Source organism: Paenibacillus wenxiniae (genome assembly GCF_039822605.1).
Taxonomy (GTDB): domain Bacteria; phylum Bacillota; class Bacilli; order Paenibacillales; family Paenibacillaceae; genus Saccharibacillus; species Saccharibacillus wenxiniae.
In genome coordinates, this window is the sequence record NZ_JBCGUH010000019.1 from 46,700 (window position 1) to 71,954 (window position 25,255).

Here is a 25,255-nt window from a genome sequence, read left to right on the forward strand (position 1 = left end):
TGTCCAACTTGTACAGTCCGTAACGAAGGACCAGCCGGCAAAACCTACTTGCTCACTCTGCTTTCACTCAAAATGGGTGAAAGCAGGCGGGAACGTTCGGCTCCGCAGCTCACAGGTGCATTTTCCATCTGGATGAAGTGGATGATTCGCAGCGATCCGCTATCCTGTAGCGGAGTCATCCTCTCTGAGACTTCATACACAGATGTACTTTTCCTGATCATTGCCATTATATATGCAAGTTATGACTGCTTATTGTACGGTTTAACGTATAGAAAAAATGAATCACTGTTCAGGTGATCATTATAACGGACTATACGCTAATAAACAATATCCTTTTCGTTAAGAGCCTTTGATCTGCGATTCCAGACGGGCAATGACGCGATCGCGGCCGAGCAAGTAGATCGTATGGTTCAAGTCACGTCCATGCATTTCACCAGTCAGTGCAACGCGGATCGGCATAAACAATTGTTTGCCTTTGTAGCCTGTTTCCTTTTGCACTTCCTTGATTAGTGTTGCCGCTACAGTTGGACTGAACTCGTCCGATGCTTTGATTTTGTCCAGCAAGGCTTGCAGAACGGTCTTCACATGCTCTTCACCGAGCACTTGCTGTGCTTCGGTATCCAGCTCTACATGTGAACGGAAGAACATCGCCGACAGATCGACGATATCGGATGCCGATACCATTTGCTCCTGATACAGAGCGACCAGATCATGCGCCCATGCTTGCTGTTCTTCGCTCAGTTCCGCTGGCAGACGACCTGCTTTTTGCAGATGCGGAATCGCCATTGCCGTGATACGCTCAGTATCGGCTTTTTTGATATAGGTGTTGTTCAGGTGAGCCAGCTTGTTCGTATCAAATACAGCCGGGCTACGGGACAGACGTTTTGCATCGAAGATGTTGATCAGTTCTTCACGGGAGAAAATTTCTTCTTCCCCTTCTGGCGACCAGCCGAGCAAGACGATAAAGTTGAATAGCGCTTCTGGCAAATAACCAAGCTGATCATACTGCTCGATAAACTGAATGATCGATTCGTCGCGTTTGCTCAGCTTTTTGTGATTTTCGTTCACGATCAGCGTCATATGACCAAATTGCGGCGGTTCCCAGCCCAGCGCTTCATAGATCATCAGCTGACGTGGTGTATTGGACACGTGATCTTCCCCGCGCAGTACATGGGAAATTTTCATCAGATGGTCATCAAGTGCAACGGCAAAGTTGTACGTTGGAATGCCGTCCTTTTTCACAATAACGAAGTCACCTGTATCTTCAGTTGTAAACGAAATCTCGCCTTTGACGATATCGTTGAATGTGTACGTTTTGTTTTCTGGTACACGGAAACGAATGCTCGGTACGCGACCTTCCGCTTCATATGCCGCACATTGCTCTGCGGTCAGATCGCGGTGCTTACCAGAATAACGCGGTGTTTCACCACGAGCGATCTGTTCTTCGCGCTCTTGTTCCAGCTCTGCTTCAGTGCAATAGCATTTATAAGCCAGTCCGCGATCAAGCAGATCCTGCCAGTACTGACGGTAGATGTCCAGACGTTCGGTCTGACGATATGGTCCATAGTCGCCGCCTACGTCGATGCTTTCATCCCACTCGATACCGAGCCATTTCAAATAAGACAGCTGATTTTCTTCGCCGCCTTCCACATTACGCTTCACGTCTGTATCCTCGATACGAATAATAAATTTACCGCCCTGACTGCGGGCAAACAGATAGTTAAACAATGCAGTACGCGCATTGCCGATATGCAGGTGTCCGGTTGGACTTGGTGCATAACGTACACGAATTTCAGTAGACATATTAATTTCCTCCGATTCAACAAAATTATGGTGTATCGTTGAGCAGCATTTCATCTGTGCTACACCCTGTGAGGCATAGACGTGATGTTAAACTTCTTTGACCAGACAGATCACTGCCTGTGCTGCAATACCTTCACCCCGTCCGGTAAAGCCAAGCCACTCGGTCGTCGTTGCTTTCACATTAACCTGATCGGCTGCTTCTGCTTTCAGTATGGATGCGATCACTTCCACCATTTGTGGAATATACGGTGCCATTTTAGGCTTTTGCGCAATAATCGTTGCGTCCACATTACCAAGACGATAACCACGTTCACGAATTAGTCCCCATACGTGCTGAAGCAATTTGACGCTATCCGCATCTTTAAATGCCGGGTCTGTATCCGGAAAATGCTTGCCGATATCGCCAAGTCCGAGCGCGCCAAGTGCAGCATCCGCAATCGTATGCAGCAGCACATCCGCATCGGAATGACCGAGCAGTCCTTTTTCATATGGAATAGTGACTCCGCCAATAATACATGGACGGCCCTCAACCAGCTGATGCACATCAAAACCCTGTCCTACACGAATCATCATCTATTCTCTCCCTTGCGAGCAAGTAAATATGCAGCATAATCCAGATCGTCCGGTGTGGTCAGCTTGATATTCGTGTAGCTGCCCTCGACGACCGTAATCGGTGTACCTAATCGTTCTACGAGCATCGCATCATCCGTACCGCGAAAATCCGCTGCTTCTGCCTGCTGATGTGCAGACAGCAGATCGTTATAACGGAATGTCTGCGGTGTCTGAATGGCCCATAATGTACTGCGATCCGGTGTACCCGCAATATGCAGGCTGCGATCTACCTGCTTGATCGTGTCCTTTACCGGTACAGCCAGTACGGAAGCACCTACCTGCTGTGCTGCTTCCAGGCAGTGATGAAGCTGCTGCTCGGTAACAAATGGACGCACACCATCATGCACCATGACCCAATCCGACTTCAGCTGCTGAAGTCCACGGTACACGGACTCCTGACGATCATAACCACCAGCGACCACATGCGTCACCTTATGCAATCCGTATTCCTTGATCCAGTCCTCACAGCGCTCCAGATCATCTGCTCCCGTGACGACAACGATCTCGTCGACAAGCTCTGAACGTTCAAACACTTCCAGTGTATGTATAATGATCGGCTTGTTTTGGAGCCTGAGATATTGCTTGCTTTCCACCGTGCCCATGCGCGAGCCTTTGCCGGCTGCGACTACGATGATTCCGGCTTTTTGTGCCATAATCCCCATCCTTAACGATACAGCGTGTGAATTCCATTCCTTAATAATATACCCGTCTGCACCTACAGCACAACAGCGAATAGGCGTACACAGCGTGTCCGTCGCCGCACAACCATTGATTTGCCCGTAGTTTTACCGCTCGGTCGCCGTTTCGCTTACCGTTACTGCTCGATCTGTCAATCATGCGGACGAGCGAAGATCATTTTCCCATTCGCTGTCTGTAATACACTCGTGATCACGACCTCCACATTACTTCCTATATACTCGCGCCCCTGTTCCACTACAATCATCGTTCCATCTTCCAGATGAGCGATACCCTGCCCTGCTTCTTTACCTGCTCTTGTGATCTGTATGTGTAATAGCTCTCCTGCAAGTAACTGTGGCTTGATCAGAGCAGCAAGACGATTGATCGATAGCACACGAATACCGTGCAATCCGGCAATCTGTTCCAGATTACGATCATGGGTAATGAGCACTGCCTTACGCGCCGCTGCGAGTTGGACTAGCCGCTCGTCAGCACTGAGCGTATCCGAGTAGTGAGTCGCCGCTACTTCCAGTTCAATCCCTGGTAATGTATGCAAACAGGTTAACGTATCCAGTCCCTTTTTCCCGCGTTGACGACGCAATGTATCGGCAGAGTCGGCAATCCATTGTAGCTCCTGCACGATAAAATCCGGTACGATCACAATCCCACTCATAAATCCGCATTCGATCACACCTTCGATGCGCCCATCAATCGCAACATTCGCGTCCAGTATACTGATCATTGGCAATGCTGTTGGCAATGCTTCTGCTGTAGTTTTAGACGGTGTTTGTGATATCTCCGCCTCTGTAGGTGTATCGATTGCCCCTCCCTTTGTTACCATCTGTCTGTGAATCTGCAACTCTTCTGCACGCTCATAGCCTATGCGCATACCTAGATAGCCAAGTGTGAGCATAAGAAACGTGCGAACGACTGCATAGACATGATCCCACCAGTCAATAATCGAAGCGCCCAGCCAGCCAAGCACTAATCCTAGTAGCAATCCGCATGCGGCAGCAAGTACCTTATCGATTGGCATCGCGAGTAGTTGTAAACGGCGCTTTTCCAATATGACTAACAGACGCCGGATGATTAGTGATAACAACAACGCAGCTATTAAAATAAGCGCAATCTCAACAACTGTACGCAGCGGACTTCCCTCGCCTTGTGCCAGTATGTTATTCCATTGCAATAGTTGATCGAGCATCGATCTATCCCCTTTATGATCATTTTGCCAATAAAAAAAGCATTCATTCCCCAAGTGACGTCGAGAAATAAATGCTTTTTATGTTATGCACCGATACGTTCGCTTCGTTTAACGAAGGGACTCTTTGGATGGATTATCATCGTCCTGACGAGTTTGCCGTTGGCGGCGCATCAATTTACGAATATTCTGTTTAAAGCCGTACAGAGCATAAAGGGCAAGCGGTACGAAAATCAGCTTGGACACTTGATCAGGAAACATAATAGCGATCACAACCGCAGCTACAATGACAACGGGTGCGAGCCATAACGCTTTTTTCGGAATGCCGACTTTTTTGAAATTCGGATATTTTACCTGACTGACCATCAGATACGATACGATAAACGTACTGATAACCATATAGGGTGTAGATACTTCATTATGGAAAAGCGACAACGTTGCCAGTACGCCTCCGGCTGCCGGGATCGGCAATCCGGTAAAATAGCCAGGTACTCCGGCTTTGACATTAAATCTGGCCAAACGCATCGCTCCGCACATCGGAAAAATCAATGACGCAGTAATCGCAAGCACAGGGTTAATGTCTCTGAATACCATATCGTACATAATGACAATCGGTGCCACACCAAATGAAACAAGGTCAGACAGGGAATCCAGCTCTTTCCCCAGCTCGCTCTGCGCATTGAGCGCACGCGCCATACGTCCGTCCAGACCATCCATTAACATTGCCACAATGACCATAATAGCCGCCAGACTATAATTATCATTGAGCGCCAGTAAAATAGCCAACATTCCAAGTCCCAGGTTAAACAGCGTACACAGGTTTGGAATTGATTTTGTTATCATTTTGTCACCTCAAAGATGGATATATTAACCAATTAACTTTACGATTCTAACGCTTTTAGATTTGTCTGTCAATAAATACTTGCTCTTGAATCCGCTCCAGACCGGAGCGAATCGTGCGTGCGCGAACCTCGCCAATGCCGTCAACTTCGTCTAATTCATCAATGGTCGCGTTGATCACATGATGTAATGCACCAAAGCGCTCTACCAGATTGTGAATGATCACATTCGGCAAGCGTGGAATCTTATTCAGTACGCGATAGCCGCGTGTCGGTACAACTTCCTCCGATTGCGCTGCTGCCATCGGATAGCCGAGCATTTTCACAATTTGATTCGCATCCATAAGTTCATTATCGGTAATCCGCTTCAATCCGTTAATGATCTCGTTCAGACGCTCCTCGCTAATGTCGCGTCCATAATCTTTGAGCAGCAGACGGAACTCTTCCTCAATCGTACCGATCAGCTCTTCCATCTGCATCGAGATCAGACGACCTTCCGCCCCAAGCTCGGTAATATAACGGTCAATCTCCGTTTGAATACGCAGTACCATCTCGACGCGCTGAATAACACCAGCTACTTCGGCAATCGTTACCATTTGCTCAAATTCAGAAGCCGTCAAGTTGGTCAGTGCCTGACCGAGTACAACTTGATAACGCTCCAGCGTTTGAATCGCCTGATTGGCTTTCGTTAAAATAACACCGATCTCTTTGAGCGCATACCGCAGATTGCCTTTGTACAGCGTAATGATGTTACGGCGCTGCGAGATGGAGATGACCAGTTCGCCTGTCTGCTTGGCAACACGCTCTGCCGTACGGTGACGAATCCCGGTCTCGATCGACGAGATCGATGAATCCGGAATTAACTGCGTATTAGCATACAGTATCCGCTTCAGATCATCACTCAAAATAATCGCACCATCCATCTTCGCCAGCTCATACAAATAGTTGGGCGAAAATTCGCAATCGATCGAAAAGCCGCCATCTACGACATCCATCACCTGAGGGGTGGAGCCGACGACGATCAGTCCGCCCGTTTTGGCGCGCAGTACATTTTCCAGTCCATCGCGAAATGCAGTGCCTGGCGCTACCATTTTTAATAAACGATTGATTTTCTCAGCCTGGCTGAGCTCCTTCATTTCCAGTTCCCCCCTAGTCCAACGCAGCCTTTAATGCTTCCGCTATCGTATTGACACCTATTAATTGAATATCCTTTGGATGCTTCCAGCCCTTCATACTTTTCTCCGGCATAATGACCCGTTTAAAACCAAGCTTAGCCGCTTCCTTTACCCGTTGTTCTGCCCTAGAGACTGCACGCACTTCACCGGTCAGACCAATTTCACCAAATACGACATCATCCGGCTTAGTTGGTGCATCCCGGAAGCTGGAAGCGAGACTGACCGCAATTGCCAGATCGACTGCCGGTTCATCCAGCCGCACGCCGCCAGCTACGTTCAGGTAGGCATCCTGATTTTGGAGGAACATGCCCATCCGCTTTTCCAGCACCGCGATAATGAGGGCAAGGCGATTGTTATCAATCCCTGTTCCCATCCGTCTTGGCGATGGAAAATGGGTTGCTGCAACGAGTGCCTGTAGTTCTACCAGCATCGGACGCGTCCCTTCCATACTGGCAATAACGGTCGAACCTGCCGCTCCCATCGCACGTTCAGATAGGAACAGCTCGGATGGATTGGACACTTCGGTCAAGCCTTCTTCATGCATCTCGAAAATACCCATCTCATTCGTTGAACCAAAACGGTTTTTGACGGCACGCAGCAATCGGTACGTATGGTGACGCTCCCCTTCAAAATACAGCACGCAGTCAACCATATGCTCCAACATACGTGGTCCAGCAATCGCACCTTCTTTGGTCACATGACCAACGAGCACAGTCGCAATGCCGCGAATTTTGGCCACACGCATAAAGCGTGATGTACATTCACGCACCTGCGATACACTACCCGGTGCACTGGTCACTTCGGGCTGATAGACCGTCTGTATCGAGTCGATGACGAGAAAACCTGGATTAATACTATCAATCGCTTCCTCGATCAGATCCATATTACTTTCACACAATACAAATAACTCATTGGACAATGCACCCAGACGCTCCGCACGCAGCTTCGTCTGACGTACCGATTCCTCACCTGAAATGTACAGCACACGCAAACCTGCCTGTGTGAGCGCATGAGAAGTTTGCAGCAATAATGTCGATTTCCCGATCCCTGGATCACCGCCGACAAGCACGAGCGAGCCTGGCACTACGCCGCCACCAAGCACACGATTTAGCTCCTGAATACCGGTTTGAATGCGCGGCTCCTGACCGGCTTCGACATCGGTAATCGCCTGTGCTTTTTGCGTCGTTTGTGTCTGGAACAGACTGGAGTTCATCCCCTGTGTCTTGACCGCAGTCGTTTCTTTCTCCTCGATCATCGTGTTCCATGCCTGACAGCCCGGACATTTGCCATACCACTTCGGTGACTCATATCCACAATCGGTACAGAAAAATTTCGTTTTTACTTTTGCCATGGACGTCCCTTTCTATTTATACGTTAACTTGATGTTAACATTTCATTTATTTTAGTGCTACTTACGGACATCATCCGGCAATAGCAGACAATATTTTGCAGTCTATTTTATTATAACATTAAAAAGGTTGGTTCCGCGGGCAGAATTGCCTTTGGAACCAACCTTTATTTTTACGATGCTTTCGTGAAAGACGAGCTGTTCTAATCGATCGATTAGGACTTCGTCTGGTTAGCCGATATTTCGTCTGTCTGCTCGGAAGGTTCAACCTTCTCCACAGTCAGTGCACCATCTTTCTCATTAATGATCAGATGATCGCCTTTCGTAACATTTCCGGTCAGCAACTCTTCGGACAGACGGTCCTCAATATGCTTCTGGATCGCACGACGCAGTGGACGTGCACCGTATGCAGGATCGAAGCCTTCCTTCGCGAGGAATGCTTTCGCGGTATCGGTCAGTGTAAAGTCAACCGAGTATTCACGCAGACGCTTGCGCAGCTCTTCCGACATGAGTGTAACGATCTGAGCGATATGCTTTTCTTCCAATGAGTGAAATACGATCACATCGTCGATCCGATTCAGGAACTCTGGACGGAAGTGGCGTTTCAGCTCATCCGTTACTTTACCCTTCATGTTGTTGTATTCTGCACCGGAATCAATCGTAGCAGTGAAGCCCAGTGTTGTATTCCGGCGAATCGCTTCTGCACCTACGTTAGAGGTCAGAATGATCAGCGTATTGCGGAAGTCAACGACACGACCTTTGGAATCAGTCAAACGACCATCTTCCAGCACTTGCAGCAGAATGTTGAATACTTCCGGGTGAGCTTTCTCGATCTCATCCAGCAGTACAACGGAATATGGCTTACGGCGTACTTTCTCGGTCAGCTGTCCGCCTTCTTCATACCCTACATATCCTGGAGGCGCCCCGACGAGACGGGAAGTCGAATGTTTCTCCATGTACTCGGACATATCGATGCGGATAATCGCATTTTCGTCACCGAACATCGATTCGGCCAGCGCACGAGCCAGCTCAGTTTTACCAACACCAGTAGGACCGAGGAAGATAAACGAACCCATTGGACGCTTCGGATCTTTCAAACCAGCACGAGCACGACGGATCGCACGGCTGACAGCGACAACAGCTTCTTCCTGGCCGATGACACGCTCATGCAGCAAGCTTTCCATGTTGAGCAAACGATCCGTTTCCTCTTCTTTCAGCTTCGTTACCGGAATACCGGTCCAGTTCGCTACGATATCTGCGATGTCCTCAGGTGTTACTTCGGAGTCGGTACGACCTTGTTTTTCTTTCCATTGATTGCGAGTCGTATCCAGCTCTTCACGGATTTTCTGCTCGGTATCACGCAGAGCTGCCGCTTTTTCAAACTCCTGGCTTTGTACAGCCGCGTCTTTTTCCTTGCGGATATCTTCGAGACGGCTTTCCAGTTGTTTGAGGTTAGGCGGTACCGTGTAGGAGTTCAATCTTACTTTGGAACCGGCTTCGTCAATCAGGTCAATCGCTTTATCCGGCAGGAAACGATCGGTGATATAACGATCCGACAGTTTTACAGCCTGCTCAATCGCTTCATCCGTAATTTTCACACGGTGATGGGCTTCGTAACGATCGCGCAGTCCCATCAGAATCTGAACCGCTTCTTCCGGTGATGGCTGATCGACTGTAATCGGTTGGAAGCGACGTTCCAGAGCGGCATCTTTTTCAATATATTTGCGATATTCATCCAGCGTAGTCGCACCGATACATTGCAGCTCACCACGTGCCAGTGCAGGCTTCAAAATGTTGGATGCGTCAATCGCACCTTCCGCTCCACCTGCGCCAATCAGTGTATGCAGCTCATCAATGAACAGTACGATATTGCCAGCCTGGCGAATCTCGTCCATGATTTTTTTGAGGCGGTCTTCAAACTCACCGCGATATTTCGTACCGGCCACAACCGAACCCATATCCAGCGTCATGACGCGTTTGTCACGCAGCGTTTCTGGAATTTCGTTGTTGATGATCTTTTGTGCAAGACCTTCGGCGATGGCAGTTTTACCAACGCCCGGCTCACCAATCAGTACCGGGTTGTTTTTCGTCCGGCGGCTCAGAACTTGAATTACGCGTTCAATTTCTTTGCTACGTCCGATCACAGGGTCAAGATTGCTGTCTTTCGCAATCGCTGTTAAGTCGCGTGCCAAACTATCCAGCGTTGGCGTGCTCACATTAGCAGGCGTACCATGATGGCTCGATACCGCCTCGTTGCTGCCCAGCAGCTGCAACACTTGCTGACGCGCTTTGTTCAGGCTAATGCCCAAATTGTTCAGTACACGGGCTGCTACGCCTTCACCTTCGCGGATCAGACCGAGCAGGATATGCTCTGTGCCCACATACGTATGACCAAGTTTACGCGCTTCGTCCATCGAAAGCTCGATGACCTTTTTCGCACGCGGAGTATAAGCAATGTTGGTAGGTTGCTCCTGGCCGCGGCCAATCAGCGATTCTACCTCGTCCTGAATTTTTTCAAGTCCAAGACCGAGACCAATCAGCGCTTTGGCAGCAATGCCTTCGCCTTCACGAATTAATCCAAGCAAAATATGCTCTGTACCGATGTTATTATGACCGAGACGAACCGCTTCTTCCTGTGCCAGGGCAAGGACTTTTTGCGCCCGCTCCGTAAATCTGCCAAACATCATATTCAAGCACCTCCACGGTTTAGTCTGCTACGTGTACATCACTTAGTGTATCGCGGATCATCTGCGCCCTGTACATATCGCGTTCTCCTGATCCCATTTTAACACCGAACGTTTTCTGAAGGAAACCCGGTTGTGTCATAATCAGCAATTCATTCATTTGACCTGCTGATGCCCGATCAATCAGACCGAGATCCACACCGAGCCTTACGTCCGATATACGTTGAAATGCTTCCTTCGCATCCATCATCGTCGCATAGGATAAAATTCCATACGAGCGCATAATACGGTCAGTAATACGCAGGCGAGATTCGCCCAGCAGCCGACTACGCGCATGCTGTTCATATTCGATAATCTGCATCACCACACTGCGCAGATTATCAATAATCTCCTGTTCAGATAATCCTAATGTGATCTGATTGGAAATTTGAAAAATATTCCCGAGTGCTTCGCTACCTTCACCGTACAATCCACGTACCGCCAGACCAACCTGCGATACCGCTGATAAAATACGACCGATCTGATTCATAATCGCCAGTGCAGGCAAATGCAGCATAACCGAAGCACGCAGCCCTGTACCGAGGTTAGTCGGGCAACTGGTCAAATAACCACGCCGATCATCAAACGCATAATCGACCACACGCTCAAATGCATCATCAATTGCGGTAGCGCGTTGCCATGCTTCCTCCAATTGAAAGCCCGGATATAGACACTGAATACGCAGATGATCTTCCTCATTGATCATAATGCTCACCGATTCGTTCTCCGCCAGCAATACCGCGCCAGCGCGTGATTCATTGATCAAATTCGGACTGATCAGATGCTTTTCCATTAGAACTTCCTTGTCTACATCATCCAGCTCATCCAGCACAAGCGGCTCAAATGGTCCCTGCGCCTGCACGCCTTCATCTTGCAGCGCAGCGGTCAATCGTTCGCGTACCTGCTGAGCTTGCTCGGTGGAAGCGATAATCGGGAATGGCTGATGCACCAGATTGCGGGCAATACGCACCCTGCTGCTGATTACAACATCCGAGTAATCTCCGCCCTTTTGCATCCATTCACTCAAAGGCTTTTCGGTAAAACGGAGATTCGGCATACGTCATTCCTCCTTACAACTCCTGTGAAATTTGCTTATCCAGCTCGCGAATCTGATCTCTGAGCTGCGCTGCCTGTTCAAATTCCTCTTCGGCAATACGCTGCTTCATCTGCTGGCGTAGATCATTAACCTGCCGTCTCACTTTAATCTGTTTACCTGCACGCGCTGGCAACTTACCTGCATGGGCGGTACTGCCATGTACACGCTTGAGCATCGGATCAAGCTGGCCGTCAAACGTCTGGTAACAGGAGCTGCAACCAAATCGTCCGAGCTTACGGAATTGTGCATAGGTCATTCCGCATTCCGGACATTGCAGTTGCTGTGCTGGCGGCATTCCAGCGATCTTCGCTTTATTTCCTGCATCAAAATCCATTAATCCAGACAACAGATTGTGGATGGAAAAGCCTCCGGAAGTGCCCGGAATCAGCTCGCCCTTTTCACGCGCACAATGTTCGCAAATGTGAAATTCAGTCTTTTCGCCATTTACGATTTTGGTGAAATGCAGGGTAGCCGGCCGTTGCTGGCATTCCTGACAAATCATTCAAATAACCCCCTTCTCCCGAGTGATTAAGAGCCGAGCAAAGCGATCAACATCGCTTTCATCATTCTTGCACGGACTTCATCTCTATAGGGAAGATTGATTGAAATGACATCTCTACATACAACCGCACGCATCAGTTCAGACTCACGTTTGGAGATCAACCGTGCCTCCAGCAGCTGATAAATCAGCCCCTCCGCAGCACTCTGGCTCATACTCTGACCGATACTTTCATGGATATGAGTATGAATTGTCGATTGCGCCGGTAGCTCAATCCGCCGAATACGGATATAACCGCCACCACCACGCTTACTTTCTACCAGATAGCCCTTTTCCAATGTGAATCTCGTGCTGATCACATAATTGATCTGTGACGGTACACAGGAAAATTGATCAGCTAGATCATTACGCTGAATCTCCAGCGCGCCTTCGCCTTCTTGAAGCATGCGTTTTAAATATTGTTCGATAATGTCGGAGATATTACGCATCGTATCCTCCTCCATGTATAGTCAAAACATGAATTCGTCAATGATAATATCAAAGTCTACATAAATAACAATTAACCATATCGTTCATGGTCAGAAACGAATGCATAACACAGTTATTGTGACATTTAGGTCGCCATTTCCAGGCATTACCACATCCATTTCCAGTATTTATGATTTTCAAATACGACGTGCAACGAAAAGGATGAGTTCTAGTACAAAATCGTTCCTTTTCATCAGGGTAAATGAACACCATTGCTCGCTGACTTTGACTTTCTTTGACTTTATAATATTATACCATAAAATCCCGTTTTGCCAAGACTGCATCTATAACGTAACTTTCTTATAACGTACCTTCGATAATAATCGTATCCGTATGCGCCAGCTTGGATCGAATCCAGGCTGTAAACTGATCTACAAATGTACGCTGGTCTGCATTTTCTGGAATACAATGATCCAGTTCCTCAAGTATATTCGTCCATGTCGCAGCTGAAATCGGATTATCCCAGCAAGGATCAAATGCGTCATATTGTTCTCCGGTACGCGGATCGATCAATGGATATTGCGCTTTAACGATCGGTAAAATACATTCAAAATCATCGCTGTATATGAAAAGCATCGACTCACTTTTCTGCTTAGCGTCATCTTCTTCAGAGCTAAAAATATAGCCAGGGTTATTTCTAGGACCACGGTATTGATAAATGAGCTTCGGTATAGTCATAGCAATGGCTCCTTCGGTATGGACGATGTAAACGGCTAGATTGATTATGTAAGCGGTTAGCAACTCCAATGTATTTTTAAAAATGATCATGCTAAATATGTGCTTAAACGTCTGATTTTTTGTAACTTTCCAGCTTCTATACCGAGCATTGTAACCATTTATCCATCGTCCCGCAAATTTGATAATTCAGGCTTCCGTTTATAGCTATATTATGGTGCCGCCCATACGGTCGGTACACCTACATCAGCAGTATATCGACATGTCGCTTACACTTTGACCTTCTTTATATGAGCCTGTATTAAGAAATGGTTTATGGGTTTATGCTGCGCTTGCTCCCCCTTGACGCTTCCTCTGTGATCCTGTACACTGTGACAAAATCCATATTCGGCAAATCGCCTGTGAAGGGAATCCAACCCGGAGGCGTTCTCGTCAAGGTGTTACTGCTATTTTAGCGTTACGATCGGTTGCAGTAATCTCCCTAAGTTAAACGGTATTCGCCCGTTATCGCGGAACCTGAGTGGATCGGAGACATCGTCTCTGATTAAATTGGGTGGCACCGCGAGCAGAGCGCTCCTCGTCCCAAGTTGATGAGGAGCGCTCTTTGTGTTTTATAAAATAAGTGGCAGTCACCTACTGCCCATCCACAAGGGAGCGAATACGATGTTAGACATTCAGTACATTCAACAGCAAGCAGCACGACTACAGGATATTGCCAACCGAAAGCATATTCAGCTTTCGATTGACGAGCTGTTACAGACGTATGCGGCGCGGAATCGGTTGATGCAACAAATTGAGCAGTTACGACAGCAGCGCAATCGGCTCACTCGTCAGATTGGCACACAGATGAAAAAGCCGCAAACTAATGCCACAACAGCAAACACAGCGATGACTGAGGCGACTAGTACGAATACACCTGCTGAAGTTCAGCAACAAGTAGCCAATGCCGAGCGAGGTCAAGTCGATCATTCGGCTGAACAAGCTACTACGGTCGAGACTGCAAACGATCCTGAACAACTCCGTCTGCTAGTCAAAGACATCAACGAGCAATTGCAGCGTTTAGAACCTGAAGCGGAACAGCTTCAACAGCAGTATCACACCTGGATGAATCTCGTACCGAATATCGTTTCGCCCGATACACCGGATGGACAATCAGATGCAGACAATGTGGTACTGAAGCAATGTGGCGCCGTGCCTGATTTTACTTTTCCGATTCGAGATCATGTGGAGCTGGGTGAAATGCATAGTTTATTTGATACGACGAGAGGGGTTAAAGTCAGCGGTAGCCGCCAGTATTATTTAACAGGGGTAGGTGTGTTGCTGCATCGTGCGGTACAGCAACTAGCCTTCGATCTGCTACTGGATAAAGGGTATACGCCGCTGGAAGTACCGATGATGGTTAGAAGCGCCGCACTGCAAAATACCGGCTTCTTCCCACTCGGTATCGACCAGACGTTCAAAATTGAAGGCGAAGACCACTGGCTAACCGGCACGTCGGAGGTCGCCCTCGTCTCGTATTATCAAAATGAGATCGTTGATCTGAGCGAGGGAGCAATCAAACTAGCAGCCGCTTCGCAAAGCTTCCGTAGTGAAGTCGGCTCGGCAGGTAAAGATGTGCGCGGACTGTACCGTGTGCACCAATTTGCCAAAGTCGAACAGGTTATTGTCTGCGAAGCCGATCCCGAGCACTCGGAGCAGATTCATCAGGAAATTACCAACAATGCTGAACAACTGCTGCAATTGCTAGAACTGCCTTACCAGGTTGTAGCTGTCTGTATCGGAGACATGTCGCAAAAAACGTACAAACAATACGATATCGAAACATGGATGCCGGGTCGTCAGGCATACGGCGAAACCCATTCGTCGTCGAATTTGCATGACTTTCAAGCACGGCGCGCAAATATTCGTTATCGGACAGGGGATGGCGAGCTTCGCTATTGCCATACGCTGAATAATACCGCTGTTGCATCGCCGCGTATTCTGATCCCATTGCTGGAAAATCATCAGCAGGAAGATGGAAGCATTTATATTCCAGTGGCATTGCGTCCGTATTTGAATGGGTTGGAGCAGATTGAATAGAAGCCAGAATTTGCGGAATAAAGTTGGATCTTCTGTTATAAGCTAAAAAGCCCGCATCGATGCGGGCTTTTTGTATGCAAGTAGGTTAGGGCAGATTGAGGAAATATTCTGTTTTGTTTAGTCTTTTAATCGGTACTCTTGCACGGAAAGTGACACATAATCTCTTTACGAGAGTGATTATGCTGGGGCCTTTCAATCCACACTCTCGCACGGAGAGTGACTGTATTTGGTTTCTGCACTTTGAGTACAGTAGGTCTTTCAATCCACACTCTCGCGCGGAGAGTGACTAAGGGATACAAAGCAGGTTACGATTTTACAATACTTTCAATCCACACTCTCGCACGGAGAGTGACTTATTAAAACTGCAAAAAGATCGAGATTACGCTATTCTTTCAATCCACACTCTCGCAAGGAGAGTGACTAGTGCGAATACATCACCAGATTGCAACATGGACAACTTTCAATCCACACTCTCGCAAGGAGAGTGACGTTGAAGAAATGTCTGCTAAAAACCTCAATCAATTTCTTTCAATCCACACTCTCGCACGGAGAGTGACAGCTTTTGACTGGTCTACTTTTTCTTGCTCATTACTTTCAATCCACACTCTCGCACGGAGAGTGACAAATTTAGCTTGTCCCAGTCACGCTGACCCTCTAGTCTTTCAATCCACACTCTCGCACGGAGAGTGACGTCGCCAGATCACTAGCGTACTTCTCAGCAACGTCTTTCAATCCACACTCTCGCGCGGAGAGTGACGCTCGTACTTTTAATGTCCCGGTCGAGACGATCACAAAACTTTCAATCCACACTCTCGCGCGGAGAGTGACTCTACCGTAAAGGTGAGCGGCTCTCCATCCTCATCCCTTTCAATCCACACTCTCGCGCGGAGAGTGACAATCCTGTTAATCCAAACATGTTATCACTCCTTTCTTTCAATCCACACTCTCGCACGGAGAGTGACTTGCAGAAACTAGAAGTGATGTGATTCAAAAATACCTTTCAATCCACACTCTCGCACGGAGAGTGACCTGGCGCAAAGCGCGCCGTGTGGTGTTCTCTAACTTTCAATCCACACTCTCGCACGGAGAGTGACGACCGCCTGTTTGATATTGTATTCCTGATATACTGCTTTCAATCCACACTCTCGCACGGAGAGTGACGTCTCGCAGGCGGTCGTATCTCTGAGCTGTTCGGTCTTTCAATCCACACTCTCGCACGGAGAGTGACTGTACCTACTCTCACCCCTTATATAACAAGGGGAAAATGCCATAAAATCGCGAACCTCTTTTTTAGACTACTGAAAATGGTGACAAAAAACAACTAAAATCCTGAAATCCCTTGTGTAGCAAGGAGTGCGAACCTCCCAGGGATTTCATGTGCGCTTAGGGTTCGCGCTTTTTCAAATCTCCTATCATATCACTTCAATACATACCTCTTCATTTCCACAATACTCAGTCATTCTACTATCAACTCACTCCAAAACGATTCTCCTACACAACCACATACATAATACTTACAACAGAAAAAACCGAGCCGCTTCTTACATCGAAGCAACTCAGTTTCATCATGATACAATATACAATCCTTCTAAATTCCCAACTAATTTTCAACCAATTCCCAAACTACATACCGCACATCTGGTAATCTATATGCTGTCTCTTACCCTTTCACCGATCCAGCCGCCAACCCTTCCACAATCCGATTACTCAGCAGCAAAAATGCTACCAGAATCGGAATAATACTAATCATCAGCGTTGCGCCAATCGCGCCCCAATCCGTCAAATACTGCCCGACAAAGTTGTTCACCCCAACCGTCAGCGTTTTCCAACGATCCGAGCTAATAAATGTATTCACAAACACAAACTCATTCCAGTTGTAGATCATATTAATGATCGCCGTCGTCGCAATGACCGGTGTTGTAAGCGGCAGTACGATGCGGAAAAAGATCCGATGCACCGAACAGCCATCGATCACACCTGCTTCCTCAATCTCACGCGGAATCGCCTGATAAAAGCCGAGCAGGATCATAATCGTCACCGGCAAATTAAACGCTGTATACGATAAAATGACCGAGAGCGGATTATCAATCAGATTCACATGTTTAAAAAAGTTAAACAACGGAATTAATGTCGAATGCAGCGGAATCATCAAACCGATAATAAACAACCCCAGTACTAGCTTGCTCAGCTTCCAGTGCATGCGCGTAATCGCAAACGTCACAAAGCTTGCCAGCACAATCGTCAACACAACGGCCGCCACCGTATACCAGACGCTATTTAGAAAATACAGATTAATATGTCCCTGACTCCATACCTTCGGATAATTGCTCCATTGCGGATGTTGCGGCAGTGCAAAGGGCGACATGCCGAACACTTCCTGATTGGTCTTGAGCGAGAACAGAAACAACCACAGCAGCGGATAGATCTGAATCACTGCCAAAATTCCCAACACCAGATACAATATGCCAAAGCCGAGTCGTCCTGCCCATCTTGTTTTCACCCCTGCGCCCGAGTCTGCATCGGATCGCTTACGTGCAGCAATTTCACTCATCTGTCCATTCCCTCCTCAGTATTGGACATCTTCGCTCGATGCCGTCAGTTTACGAATGAGCCAGGTCATCAGCAGACAGATCACCAGTAAAGCAAAACCAATCGCGCTTCCGTACCCGAAATTATATTTACTGAATGCTTCACCATACATATACGAAGCCATCACCTCACTCGCATGGTTCGGCCCACCGCCGGTCATGACGAAGATCAGGTCAAAATATTTTAACGATCCGACCAGTGCCAGAATGATCGTCACCTTGAATACCGGAGCGATGAGCGGTAGCTTTACACGTGTTGCCACCTGCCATGCCGTCGCCCCATCAATCGTCGCTGCCTCGACCACTTCTTCTGACACATTTTTCAGTGCTGCATAATAAATAATGATGTAAAATCCTGCATACTGCCACACAATCGGCACGAAGATCGAATAGAGCACGATATTCGGATCAGACAGCCATAATGGCGGATTTTCTACGCCAAATGCCATCAACAGATTGTTTAGCATCCCGTTGGCGGGATCATAAATTTTCGACCATAGCTGTGCAATCGCGACCGAAGACAGCAGCATCGGAATCAGATAAATTTTACGAAACAGATTAGCGCCTTTGATCTGGCTTGCCAGCACCATCGATACCGCCAGATAGATGAACAGGCTAAGCGTGGAGAAGATGCCGAGCAGTACCGAATGATACGTGCTTTTCCAAAACATTGAGTCATGGATCAGCTTGTTGTAATTGCCCAATCCGATAAATTTCATCGGCGCAAAGCCTTTCCAATCCATCATCCCATAATAGCCGGTAAGCACAAGCGGGACATAGATAATGACCATAATTAGTAACAGTGCTGGTAGCACGTACATCGCAATCGCAGCTCTGTTGGACATAACAGCCTTCATAATCGATTGCCTCCCTTTGATCCCATTCCACAGTGCAACGGCATTATTGCTGCTTTTCCTCTTCCAGCGCAGCTGCCGTCTGATCGACAAATTGCTGTGGTGTAATCTGCTTGCCGAACAGCGCTGCGATCAGATCATGATGCAGTTCCGCCACATTCGGACTTGCCTGAGTATCAAAGTACGTCGTTACGTTGGAAGCCTCACTCAAATCTTTCAAAATCGCCACGTACATCGGGTCCAGCTTTTTATCCGCTGTATCGACCTTCGTCGCCGGAATCACACCTGCATCAGTCACCGATTTATTGCCCCACTCTTTTACCAAAAAGGCAGCAAAATCTTTCGCCTGTTCCTTCACCTGAGAGTGATCCGCTACGAACAGACCTACACCTGGTCCGCCCACATAGCTGTTCATATCTGTTCCTTTTCCACCTTCATACAGTGGGAATTTGAAATAACCGATCTTGTCCTTAAATTCCTGTGGTACATCCTTGCTTGTCGTATAGTTTGGTAGCTCCCATGTTGCCGTCAGGAACATCGCTGCTTGCTCGTTCATAAAATAGCCTTTCGCTTCATCATTGGACAGGCCGCTATTCCCTTTTTCAAATGTGTTCATGTCGACCAGATTTTGTACCTCAGTCGCTGCTTTCAAAATATCTGGATCAGTAAAGCTACGTTTCCCTTGAATCACATCCGTTAGAATCGTCGGGCCACCGATGCGATCTGCCAGATACATAAACCAGAATGAACCTGGCCAGCCTTCCTTGTTCCCTACCGCGGCTGGAATGACTTTATTTTGATTTAACGTATTCACGATGTTTTTGAATTCTGTGTATGTTTTAGGTACCTGGAGATTATATTTCTTAAAGATTTCCTTGTTGTAGAAAATGTAAGAAATGTTCAGCTCCAGCGGCATGCCGTATGTTTTGCCATCAATTGCGTACGATTCCTTCACACCCGGGATAAAGGCATCCTTGAGGTTCGCATCAATCACATCATCCAGCGGTGTGAACAGTTGGCCTTCCACATAAGGCTTCAAAAAACCATCTGACCACGTCATCCCTACGTCTGGAAGCTCATTGGAAGAAGCAAGGACTTTTAGCTTTTCGCGATACTGATCGTTACCGAGAATTTCCGTCTGAATTTTCACGTCCGGATGCTGCTTTTCATAATCTGCAATAATATCATTCACGATCGTATACTGTGCTTTCGAGCTACCTTCCGGCCACAGATGCATAAATTTGATCACCGTCTGTCCACCATTGCCAGCAGCATTACTTCCATCCGTACTATTGGCAGAAGAACCACAGCCTGCAAGGATAAAAGACATTATAAACAATACAGCCAATATAAGGGGAAGCGCTTTCTTTTTAAACAATGAAACTACCTCCTTTGTGGGTTCATAGCCGTTTGACTATAACTCAAGTCTAGCAGTTGGCCCGAGTCCACATAAGGCAACAACGATTGGTAAAAATTCTCTTTTGTTTGGACATTTGGTAGTTTAAGCGGAATGATCCCCATTACATCATGAACAGAGTCGATGATGTGAATCGTGTATGCGCGAACGGGTTTCTTAGAGCATCTATCACTATAAGCAAAAATACGAGGCGAACACCGGTCTTGCATACGAATCTATAAATAAGGATGACAGAGTAGATTGCCGTACTCAAAAGAAGTGAATATTATTCTGCGGTAAAATTACCTGCTCATTCCACCTCGTGTTAGGAGATCACTAACACTGGAAGCAGTATAATATTTTGCTTTGCAAAAATCCCTTTTCGTTCAACCTCGTGTTAGAAAATCACTAACACTGGAAACAGTACGATATTTTGCTTTGCAAAAATCCTTTTCGTTCAACCTCGTGTTAGAAAATCGCTAACACTGGAAACAGTACGATATTTTGCTTTGCAAAAATCCTTTTCGTTCAACCTCGTGTTAGAAAATCGCTAACACTGGAAACAGTACGATATTTTGCTTTGCAAAAATCCTTTTCGTTCAACCTCGTGTTAGAAAATCGCTAACACTGGAAACAGTACGATATTTTGCTTTGCAAAAATCCTTTTCGTTCAACCTCGTGTTAGAAAATCGCTAACACTGGAAGCTATCCTTTTCCGGTATCCACTTCTCTCTATTCCAGGCATCTTACAAACTCCTGCGGGCTTAATTACACTTCCTCATTTCGTAAATAGAAGCTCATACTAATCCATTTTAATAGGTGATCATCTCTATACGTAGATAAACTCGCCGTTTATAGTCTCCACTAGAGCAGCATTCAAAAATACATAGATACAAATAGAAATAACACCAACTTTAATCCTATCTGTTCTACCTATCTCTCAACGCACAGATTTACGATACGTACTCGGCGTCACACCTTCCAGCTCTTTGAAAATTTTAATAAAATATTTCGCCGTTCGATATCCCGATTGCTCCGCGATATCACCTATTGGCAAACCTGTGGAAATGAGCAACTCTTTTGCACGCTGCATCCGCTGACGGGTCACATATTCACTGAAGGTCAAATCCACCTGCTCTTTAAACAGCACGCTCAAATAACTCGGATTCAAATGAATATAGTCCGCCAGTTCTTTTAACGTCAGTTCCTCCTGCAAATGGGTATCGATATAATGCATTGCCTCCCGAATACGTTCGCCTGCGGTCTGACTTTTCTCATTCACCTGTACAAGTCGATCATCGACAACTTTCTCAATGATGGTCGCACGCGATTGTTTGGCTTCCACACCGAGTGCAGCTTCGACTGCATCGATCAAATCTGATTTGCTAATCGGCTTGAGCATATAATTTACAACACCTAGCCGAATCGCCTCCTGCGCATAGGCAAATTCCGAGTACGCTGAGATCAAAATCACAACCGGCGACTGTCCCTGTGCCCGAATCTGCTGTAGCATCGATAGCCCGGTCATTTCCGGCATCCGAATATCCGTTAACAACACATGCACCTGTTGCCGACTCACAATACCGATCGCTTCCTCGCCATTTTCAGCCATGATCACCTGATACCGACCTTCACACCACTGATCCAGCACTTTTTTTAACCCCTGCCGTGTACGTGGCTCATCATCTACAATCAAAATCGTTTTGCTGTACATGCGTTTCCTCCTTTGATCACATAAGTCGATTGAGTCGATTGAGTCCATTAAGTCGATTAAGTCCATTAAATATCATGTTAGACTCTTTAGTTTGAAGCACTTACGTACATGCGGTAACTGTACTTCCGATGAAAGAACGGTACACTTTTCATCCTAAATCACACTTATAGCGAAGCAACAGTAGATCGCTCACTGACCTTACTCAGCTACACACACTAGTACAAGAGGATCGGGATGACGCACCGCTGGTATACTAGTTGTTCCGTCAGGAGTATCGCTGGGTAGCCACGTGCAGAAGAGATAAGCGCTGAAAGTATCTAAGCGTGAAGCCCCCTCAAGATAAGATTTCCCAATTCGTAAGTCCCCTTGAAGACGACGAGGTAGATAAGTTCGAGGTGGAAGCATAGCAATACATAGAACTGACCAATTTGCAGCGAAATAACACTACAGCCGCTGCAACTCAAGCGTATTTCCAACAGAACAGCGATACACTATCATGTCTCCTCTGTAATCCAATAAAGCAACAATATGCTCTCTTATCTCATCTGCAATTCCAATCAAGCAACAATATGCTCCCTTATCTCATCTGCAATTCTAACAAAGCAACAATATGCTCTCTTATCTCACCTGCAATTCTAACAAAGCAACAATATACTCCCTTATCTCACCTGCAATTCTAATAAAGCAACAATATGCTCTCTTATCTCACCTGCAATTCTAATAAAGCAACAATATGCTCTCTTATCTCACCTGCAATTCCAATCAAGCAACAATATGCTCTCTTATCTCATCTGCAATTCCAATCAAGCAAAGATGCAGTTCTATATTTAATCTGCACTTCTAACGAAACAGCAACACAACTGCTATGCCTACACGTAATTCAGTGAAATATCGTTCCACTTTCATACCACTATCCCATTCTTCTTTCGCTAAAAACACCCTCTTTTCACTCTGCTATGCCAGAACAGATAAACAATAAACGATGACCCTCCTTCTCTAACCGTCTCGTCCCCAATCCATCTCGTCTTCTATCCATGTCGCAATTCAACCCCATGAAATGGAATCTCCAACATAATCCGTGTACCCGTGCCAGGCTGACTTTCAATATGAATGCGTGATCCCTCGTGTTCTGGAAAATAGAGCTGTAGCCGCTGGTACACATTAGATAGCGCAATACCATTCCCTTTCGCATCGCCGGATTCACTCTTTACTGCCTGTCCCTCTGCTGTATTCGTATAAGCGGAAAACCCGCCATTTTCCATCGAACGCTGCACTCGTTCCAGCAGCTCGCACGACATGCCTGGCCCATCATCCTGTACAATAATCTGTAATTGTCCATGCTCGTAATGAGGTCCAGTCGATATCGTAATCGTACTGTCCCCTTTCTTATTACCAGCTCCATGCAAAACTGCATTTTCCACTAATGGCTGAATGAGCAGACGTGGAATGCGTACATATAATGCTTCATCCTGTACCTGAACATGATAATGCAATCGCTCACCAAAACGCATCTTCATAATTTCCATATAGTTATCGATATGCCGTAACTCATCTCGCAGCATCACCCATTCATCATCATTCTGCCGGGTAATCGTATAGCGGAATAAGTTAGACATCGCTACAACCTGCTCTGCCAGTCCCTCCTGATCCTTATCCTCCAATGACCAGCGAAGTGCATCCAATGCGTTAAATAAAAAATGCGGATTGATCTGTGCCTGCAAAGCTTTAAGTTCACTACGATTGCGCGTAATTTCTTTTTCATATACCATTTTGATCAAATGATTCGTTTCTTTGACCAGCTGGTTATAGGTACTGTTCAATTCGTTGATCTCATTTACTGTATTAATCTTTGGATTCAGCGTCATCGGCCCTGCAATCGCCTGCTGCATCGTATGCGTTAAGCGTACAATCGGCTTCGTAATTAGCGTCGATAGAAAATACGAACAGACAAAATAAATAGCGATCCCAATTACCCCTGCATATACAATCCCGTTGCGTAATACATGAATACTTTCATATAAAGCGCTTACAGGAGTCAGTATTAAAACGGTCCAACCGGTAATAGCCGACAACTGCCTTGCCATAATATATTGCTGTTCATCCAGTTCCACGATCGGCATCTGCTGTGGATGATCAACAATCTCGGTCAGCGGCCCGTTATAATTGGAATTAATCGTCTCCATATTCTGTCCTAGCAAAATCGAATACTGATCCGCCGCACTGGCCAGCTGCTGATTAGCAAATTGGAAATAATAACGATACATGCTCACGAGCAAATAGCCACCTGTCGTATAATGCTGTTCCATCAAATTCACCCGTCGAATCGCCAGAAAATAGTTCTTATCCGTTGGATCATCGCCAATCCATACTAATCGCCCGCCTGCCTGATCTGCTCTGGCAATCCACTCTTCTGTTAGACGCCCGGTTGGACTCACCCCATCAAGCGGTAAAATACGCTCCGACTGCTTCGTATACAGTTCAAATGAAGAGATGCCATCGGAATTAGCCTGGATCGTGTTCACAATTCCTTTAAGCTGCTGTCGATCTTTAAACGATACATCATTGTTATGGTATCGACGCAGCAGTACATTTTGTACATTCTCATTCGTCGTGACTAGTTTGGATACCATATTCACCTGTTCATATAACGACTCAAACCGTCCATTCGCCTCTACCGCTACCTGCTGAATCTGATGCTCCGTATTCGCCTGTAACATCGACGAGATCGGCCGAAACGTCATCACACTGACAATCAACAACACAATCACCATCACAAACAAAAATACAAACAGTACCTGATTACGAAGCGTATTCCATTTCCTCAATACATGCAGCATATTCATCGCCTTTCTTTTTGCTTTAAGTGCCAGAAATGTTCTTTAGTATTATTTTGTATTTTTTAGTGCTCTTTAGTGCTCTTTAATTCTCTTTAATGCTCTTTAGTGCTCTTTAGTGATTTTCAAGGCTCTTTAAGACTCTTTATTACTGCTGCCTTAATTCTATCCTCTAGCATAACGCAGAGTACTCTATTATGTAATATACAATTAAAGGTAAGAATAGCAGAAAGTCTTATAATAGAACATATCGATCGAACAATAAAGCCGTACTATAAACCTCATTCCCCTACTATCTTATTCTTCTTCAACAAACCGTCTCATTCTAAAGACGTCTCTACAGATCTACAGACAACTAGACTAAAAACAGCCCTACCCAGACAGCGGTGCCAACAAATCCAATAACTATACCAACAAATTATACCAAAAATCCATAACAAAAAAGACACGATCTGTATAGATCGTGTCTCTCTTTCTGTTGCTTGGCGACGTCCTACTCTCCCAGGACCCTGCGGTCCAAGTACCATTGGCGCTGGAGGGCTTAACGGTCGTGTTCGGGATGGGTACGTGTGGAACCCCTCCGCCATCATCACCAAACGTTGGTTTTCGAAGC

The 25,255-nt window shown here is 46.5% G+C and carries 18 protein-coding genes, 1 rRNA gene, 1 CRISPR repeat array and 1 other annotated feature; of the genes, 1 reads left to right on the forward strand and 18 read right to left on the reverse strand.

Translation table 11 applies throughout. From position 1 onward, the window contains the following. Positions 1-339: 339 nt before the first annotated feature. The 12 genes from gltX to AAHF22_RS21590 all read right to left on the reverse strand — a co-directional run bounded on the left by gltX (position 340) and on the right by AAHF22_RS21590 (position 13,180). Positions 340-1,803 (reverse strand): glutamate--tRNA ligase, encoded by a 1,464-nt coding sequence (gltX, locus tag AAHF22_RS21535; protein WP_347327059.1) that lies wholly within the window; start codon positions 1,801-1,803, stop codon positions 340-342. Positions 1,804-1,890: 87 nt separating this feature from the next. Next, positions 1,891-2,373: a 2-C-methyl-D-erythritol 2,4-cyclodiphosphate synthase gene (ispF, locus tag AAHF22_RS21540; RefSeq protein WP_347327075.1), complete on the reverse strand. Its 483-nt coding sequence runs from the start codon at positions 2,371-2,373 to the stop codon at positions 1,891-1,893. Then, complete coding sequence (gene ispD / locus AAHF22_RS21545; protein WP_347327060.1) at positions 2,373-3,068, reverse strand: 2-C-methyl-D-erythritol 4-phosphate cytidylyltransferase; 696 nt, start codon at positions 3,066-3,068, stop codon at positions 2,373-2,375. Before ispD ends, ispF begins: the two co-directional genes overlap by 1 nt. Before the next feature lie 176 nt (positions 3,069-3,244). Further along, on the reverse strand, positions 3,245-4,297 hold the full coding sequence (locus tag AAHF22_RS21550; RefSeq protein ID WP_347327061.1) for a PIN/TRAM domain-containing protein: 1,053 nt from the start codon (positions 4,295-4,297) through the stop codon (positions 3,245-3,247). A 108-nt stretch (positions 4,298-4,405) separates the two neighbouring features. Further along, positions 4,406-5,137, reverse strand: coding sequence for a CDP-diacylglycerol--serine O-phosphatidyltransferase (gene pssA, locus AAHF22_RS21555; protein ID WP_347327062.1), 732 nt, complete (start codon positions 5,135-5,137; stop codon positions 4,406-4,408). Between the two features lie 55 nt (positions 5,138-5,192). Beyond that, positions 5,193-6,269, reverse strand: a complete 1,077-nt coding sequence (gene disA, locus AAHF22_RS21560) for a DNA integrity scanning diadenylate cyclase DisA (protein WP_347327063.1) — start codon at positions 6,267-6,269, stop codon at positions 5,193-5,195. 13 nt (positions 6,270-6,282) lie between these two features. After that, positions 6,283-7,659 (reverse strand): DNA repair protein RadA, encoded by a 1,377-nt coding sequence (radA, locus tag AAHF22_RS21565; protein ID WP_347327064.1) that lies wholly within the window; start codon positions 7,657-7,659, stop codon positions 6,283-6,285. A gap of 212 nt (positions 7,660-7,871) precedes the next feature. Beyond that, the gene (gene clpC / locus AAHF22_RS21570; protein WP_347327065.1) at positions 7,872-10,343 is read right to left on the reverse strand and encodes an ATP-dependent protease ATP-binding subunit ClpC; all 2,472 of its coding nucleotides are present in this window, start codon (positions 10,341-10,343) and stop codon (positions 7,872-7,874) included. Positions 10,344-10,362: 19 nt separating this feature from the next. Continuing rightward, on the reverse strand, positions 10,363-11,436 hold the full coding sequence (gene mcsB / locus AAHF22_RS21575) for a protein arginine kinase (protein ID WP_347327066.1): 1,074 nt from the start codon (positions 11,434-11,436) through the stop codon (positions 10,363-10,365). 13 nt (positions 11,437-11,449) lie between these two features. After that, on the reverse strand, positions 11,450-11,977 hold the full coding sequence (gene mcsA, locus AAHF22_RS21580; RefSeq protein WP_347327067.1) for a protein-arginine kinase activator protein McsA: 528 nt from the start codon (positions 11,975-11,977) through the stop codon (positions 11,450-11,452). Positions 11,978-12,003: 26 nt separating this feature from the next. After that, positions 12,004-12,462, reverse strand: coding sequence for a CtsR family transcriptional regulator (locus tag AAHF22_RS21585; RefSeq protein ID WP_250345602.1), 459 nt, complete (start codon positions 12,460-12,462; stop codon positions 12,004-12,006). Between the two features lie 340 nt (positions 12,463-12,802). Next, complete coding sequence (locus AAHF22_RS21590; protein WP_347327068.1) at positions 12,803-13,180, reverse strand: hypothetical protein; 378 nt, start codon at positions 13,178-13,180, stop codon at positions 12,803-12,805. A 660-nt stretch (positions 13,181-13,840) separates the two neighbouring features. Between AAHF22_RS21590 and serS the strand changes: the two genes are divergently transcribed. Continuing rightward, entirely contained in the window at positions 13,841-15,256 is a 1,416-nt protein-coding gene (serS, locus tag AAHF22_RS21595) for a serine--tRNA ligase (RefSeq protein WP_347327069.1), read from the forward strand. 122 nt (positions 15,257-15,378) lie between these two features. After that, a CRISPR array of direct repeats spans positions 15,379-16,484; the repeat unit is 32 nt; unit sequence CTTTCAATCCACACTCTCGCACGGAGAGTGAC. A gap of 432 nt (positions 16,485-16,916) precedes the next feature. Here the strand turns inward: serS and AAHF22_RS21600 are convergent. The 6 genes from AAHF22_RS21600 to rrf form a co-directional block, all read right to left on the reverse strand. After that, positions 16,917-17,807: a carbohydrate ABC transporter permease gene (locus AAHF22_RS21600; RefSeq protein WP_347327070.1), complete on the reverse strand. Its 891-nt coding sequence runs from the start codon at positions 17,805-17,807 to the stop codon at positions 16,917-16,919. Between the two features lie 15 nt (positions 17,808-17,822). Beyond that, positions 17,823-18,701 carry a carbohydrate ABC transporter permease gene (locus AAHF22_RS21605; RefSeq protein WP_347327071.1) on the reverse strand — a complete coding sequence of 293 codons (879 nt, stop codon included), beginning with the start codon at positions 18,699-18,701 and terminating at the stop codon, positions 17,823-17,825. A 43-nt stretch (positions 18,702-18,744) separates the two neighbouring features. Then, the gene (locus AAHF22_RS21610; RefSeq protein WP_347327072.1) at positions 18,745-20,076 is read right to left on the reverse strand and encodes an extracellular solute-binding protein; all 1,332 of its coding nucleotides are present in this window, start codon (positions 20,074-20,076) and stop codon (positions 18,745-18,747) included. A 958-nt stretch (positions 20,077-21,034) separates the two neighbouring features. Next, positions 21,035-21,808, reverse strand: coding sequence for a response regulator transcription factor (locus tag AAHF22_RS21615; RefSeq protein ID WP_347327073.1), 774 nt, complete (start codon positions 21,806-21,808; stop codon positions 21,035-21,037). 193 nt (positions 21,809-22,001) lie between these two features. Continuing rightward, positions 22,002-22,245 (forward strand) — a sequence feature (23S ribosomal RNA rRNA prediction is too short). A 591-nt stretch (positions 22,246-22,836) separates the two neighbouring features. Next, a complete protein-coding gene (locus AAHF22_RS21620; protein WP_347327074.1) occupies positions 22,837-24,645 on the reverse strand; it encodes a sensor histidine kinase in 1,809 nt (602 codons plus the stop codon). 477 nt (positions 24,646-25,122) lie between these two features. Continuing rightward, positions 25,123-25,239: ribosomal RNA gene (gene rrf / locus AAHF22_RS21625) — 5S ribosomal RNA — on the reverse strand. Positions 25,240-25,255 lie beyond the last annotated feature (16 nt).

Excerpts from the sequence above, each read along its gene's own strand:
- mcsA (WP_347327067.1), bottom strand. The coding sequence starts at position 11,977 with ATGATTTGTCAGGAATGCCAGCAACGGCCGGCTACCCTGCATTTCACC.
- pssA (WP_347327062.1), bottom strand. The coding sequence starts at position 5,137 with ATGATAACAAAATCAATTCCAAACCTGTGTACGCTGTTTAACCTGGGA.
- clpC (WP_347327065.1), bottom strand. The coding sequence starts at position 10,343 with ATGATGTTTGGCAGATTTACGGAGCGGGCGCAAAAAGTCCTTGCCCTG.
- AAHF22_RS21585 (WP_250345602.1), bottom strand. The coding sequence starts at position 12,462 with ATGCGTAATATCTCCGACATTATCGAACAATATTTAAAACGCATGCTT.
- radA (WP_347327064.1), bottom strand. The coding sequence starts at position 7,659 with ATGGCAAAAGTAAAAACGAAATTTTTCTGTACCGATTGTGGATATGAG.
- AAHF22_RS21615 (WP_347327073.1), bottom strand. The coding sequence starts at position 21,808 with ATGTACAGCAAAACGATTTTGATTGTAGATGATGAGCCACGTACACGG.
- disA (WP_347327063.1), bottom strand. The coding sequence starts at position 6,269 with ATGAAGGAGCTCAGCCAGGCTGAGAAAATCAATCGTTTATTAAAAATG.
- AAHF22_RS21550 (WP_347327061.1), bottom strand. The coding sequence starts at position 4,297 with ATGCTCGATCAACTATTGCAATGGAATAACATACTGGCACAAGGCGAG.
- AAHF22_RS21620 (WP_347327074.1), bottom strand. The coding sequence starts at position 24,645 with ATGCTGCATGTATTGAGGAAATGGAATACGCTTCGTAATCAGGTACTG.
- AAHF22_RS21605 (WP_347327071.1), bottom strand. The coding sequence starts at position 18,701 with ATGAAGGCTGTTATGTCCAACAGAGCTGCGATTGCGATGTACGTGCTA.
- gltX (WP_347327059.1), bottom strand. The coding sequence starts at position 1,803 with ATGTCTACTGAAATTCGTGTACGTTATGCACCAAGTCCAACCGGACAC.
- ispF (WP_347327075.1), bottom strand. The coding sequence starts at position 2,373 with ATGATTCGTGTAGGACAGGGTTTTGATGTGCATCAGCTGGTTGAGGGC.
- AAHF22_RS21600 (WP_347327070.1), bottom strand. The coding sequence starts at position 17,807 with ATGAGTGAAATTGCTGCACGTAAGCGATCCGATGCAGACTCGGGCGCA.
- mcsB (WP_347327066.1), bottom strand. The coding sequence starts at position 11,436 with ATGCCGAATCTCCGTTTTACCGAAAAGCCTTTGAGTGAATGGATGCAA.
- AAHF22_RS21590 (WP_347327068.1), bottom strand. The coding sequence starts at position 13,180 with ATGACTATACCGAAGCTCATTTATCAATACCGTGGTCCTAGAAATAAC.
- ispD (WP_347327060.1), bottom strand. The coding sequence starts at position 3,068 with ATGGCACAAAAAGCCGGAATCATCGTAGTCGCAGCCGGCAAAGGCTCG.
- serS (WP_347327069.1), top strand. The coding sequence starts at position 13,841 with ATGTTAGACATTCAGTACATTCAACAGCAAGCAGCACGACTACAGGAT.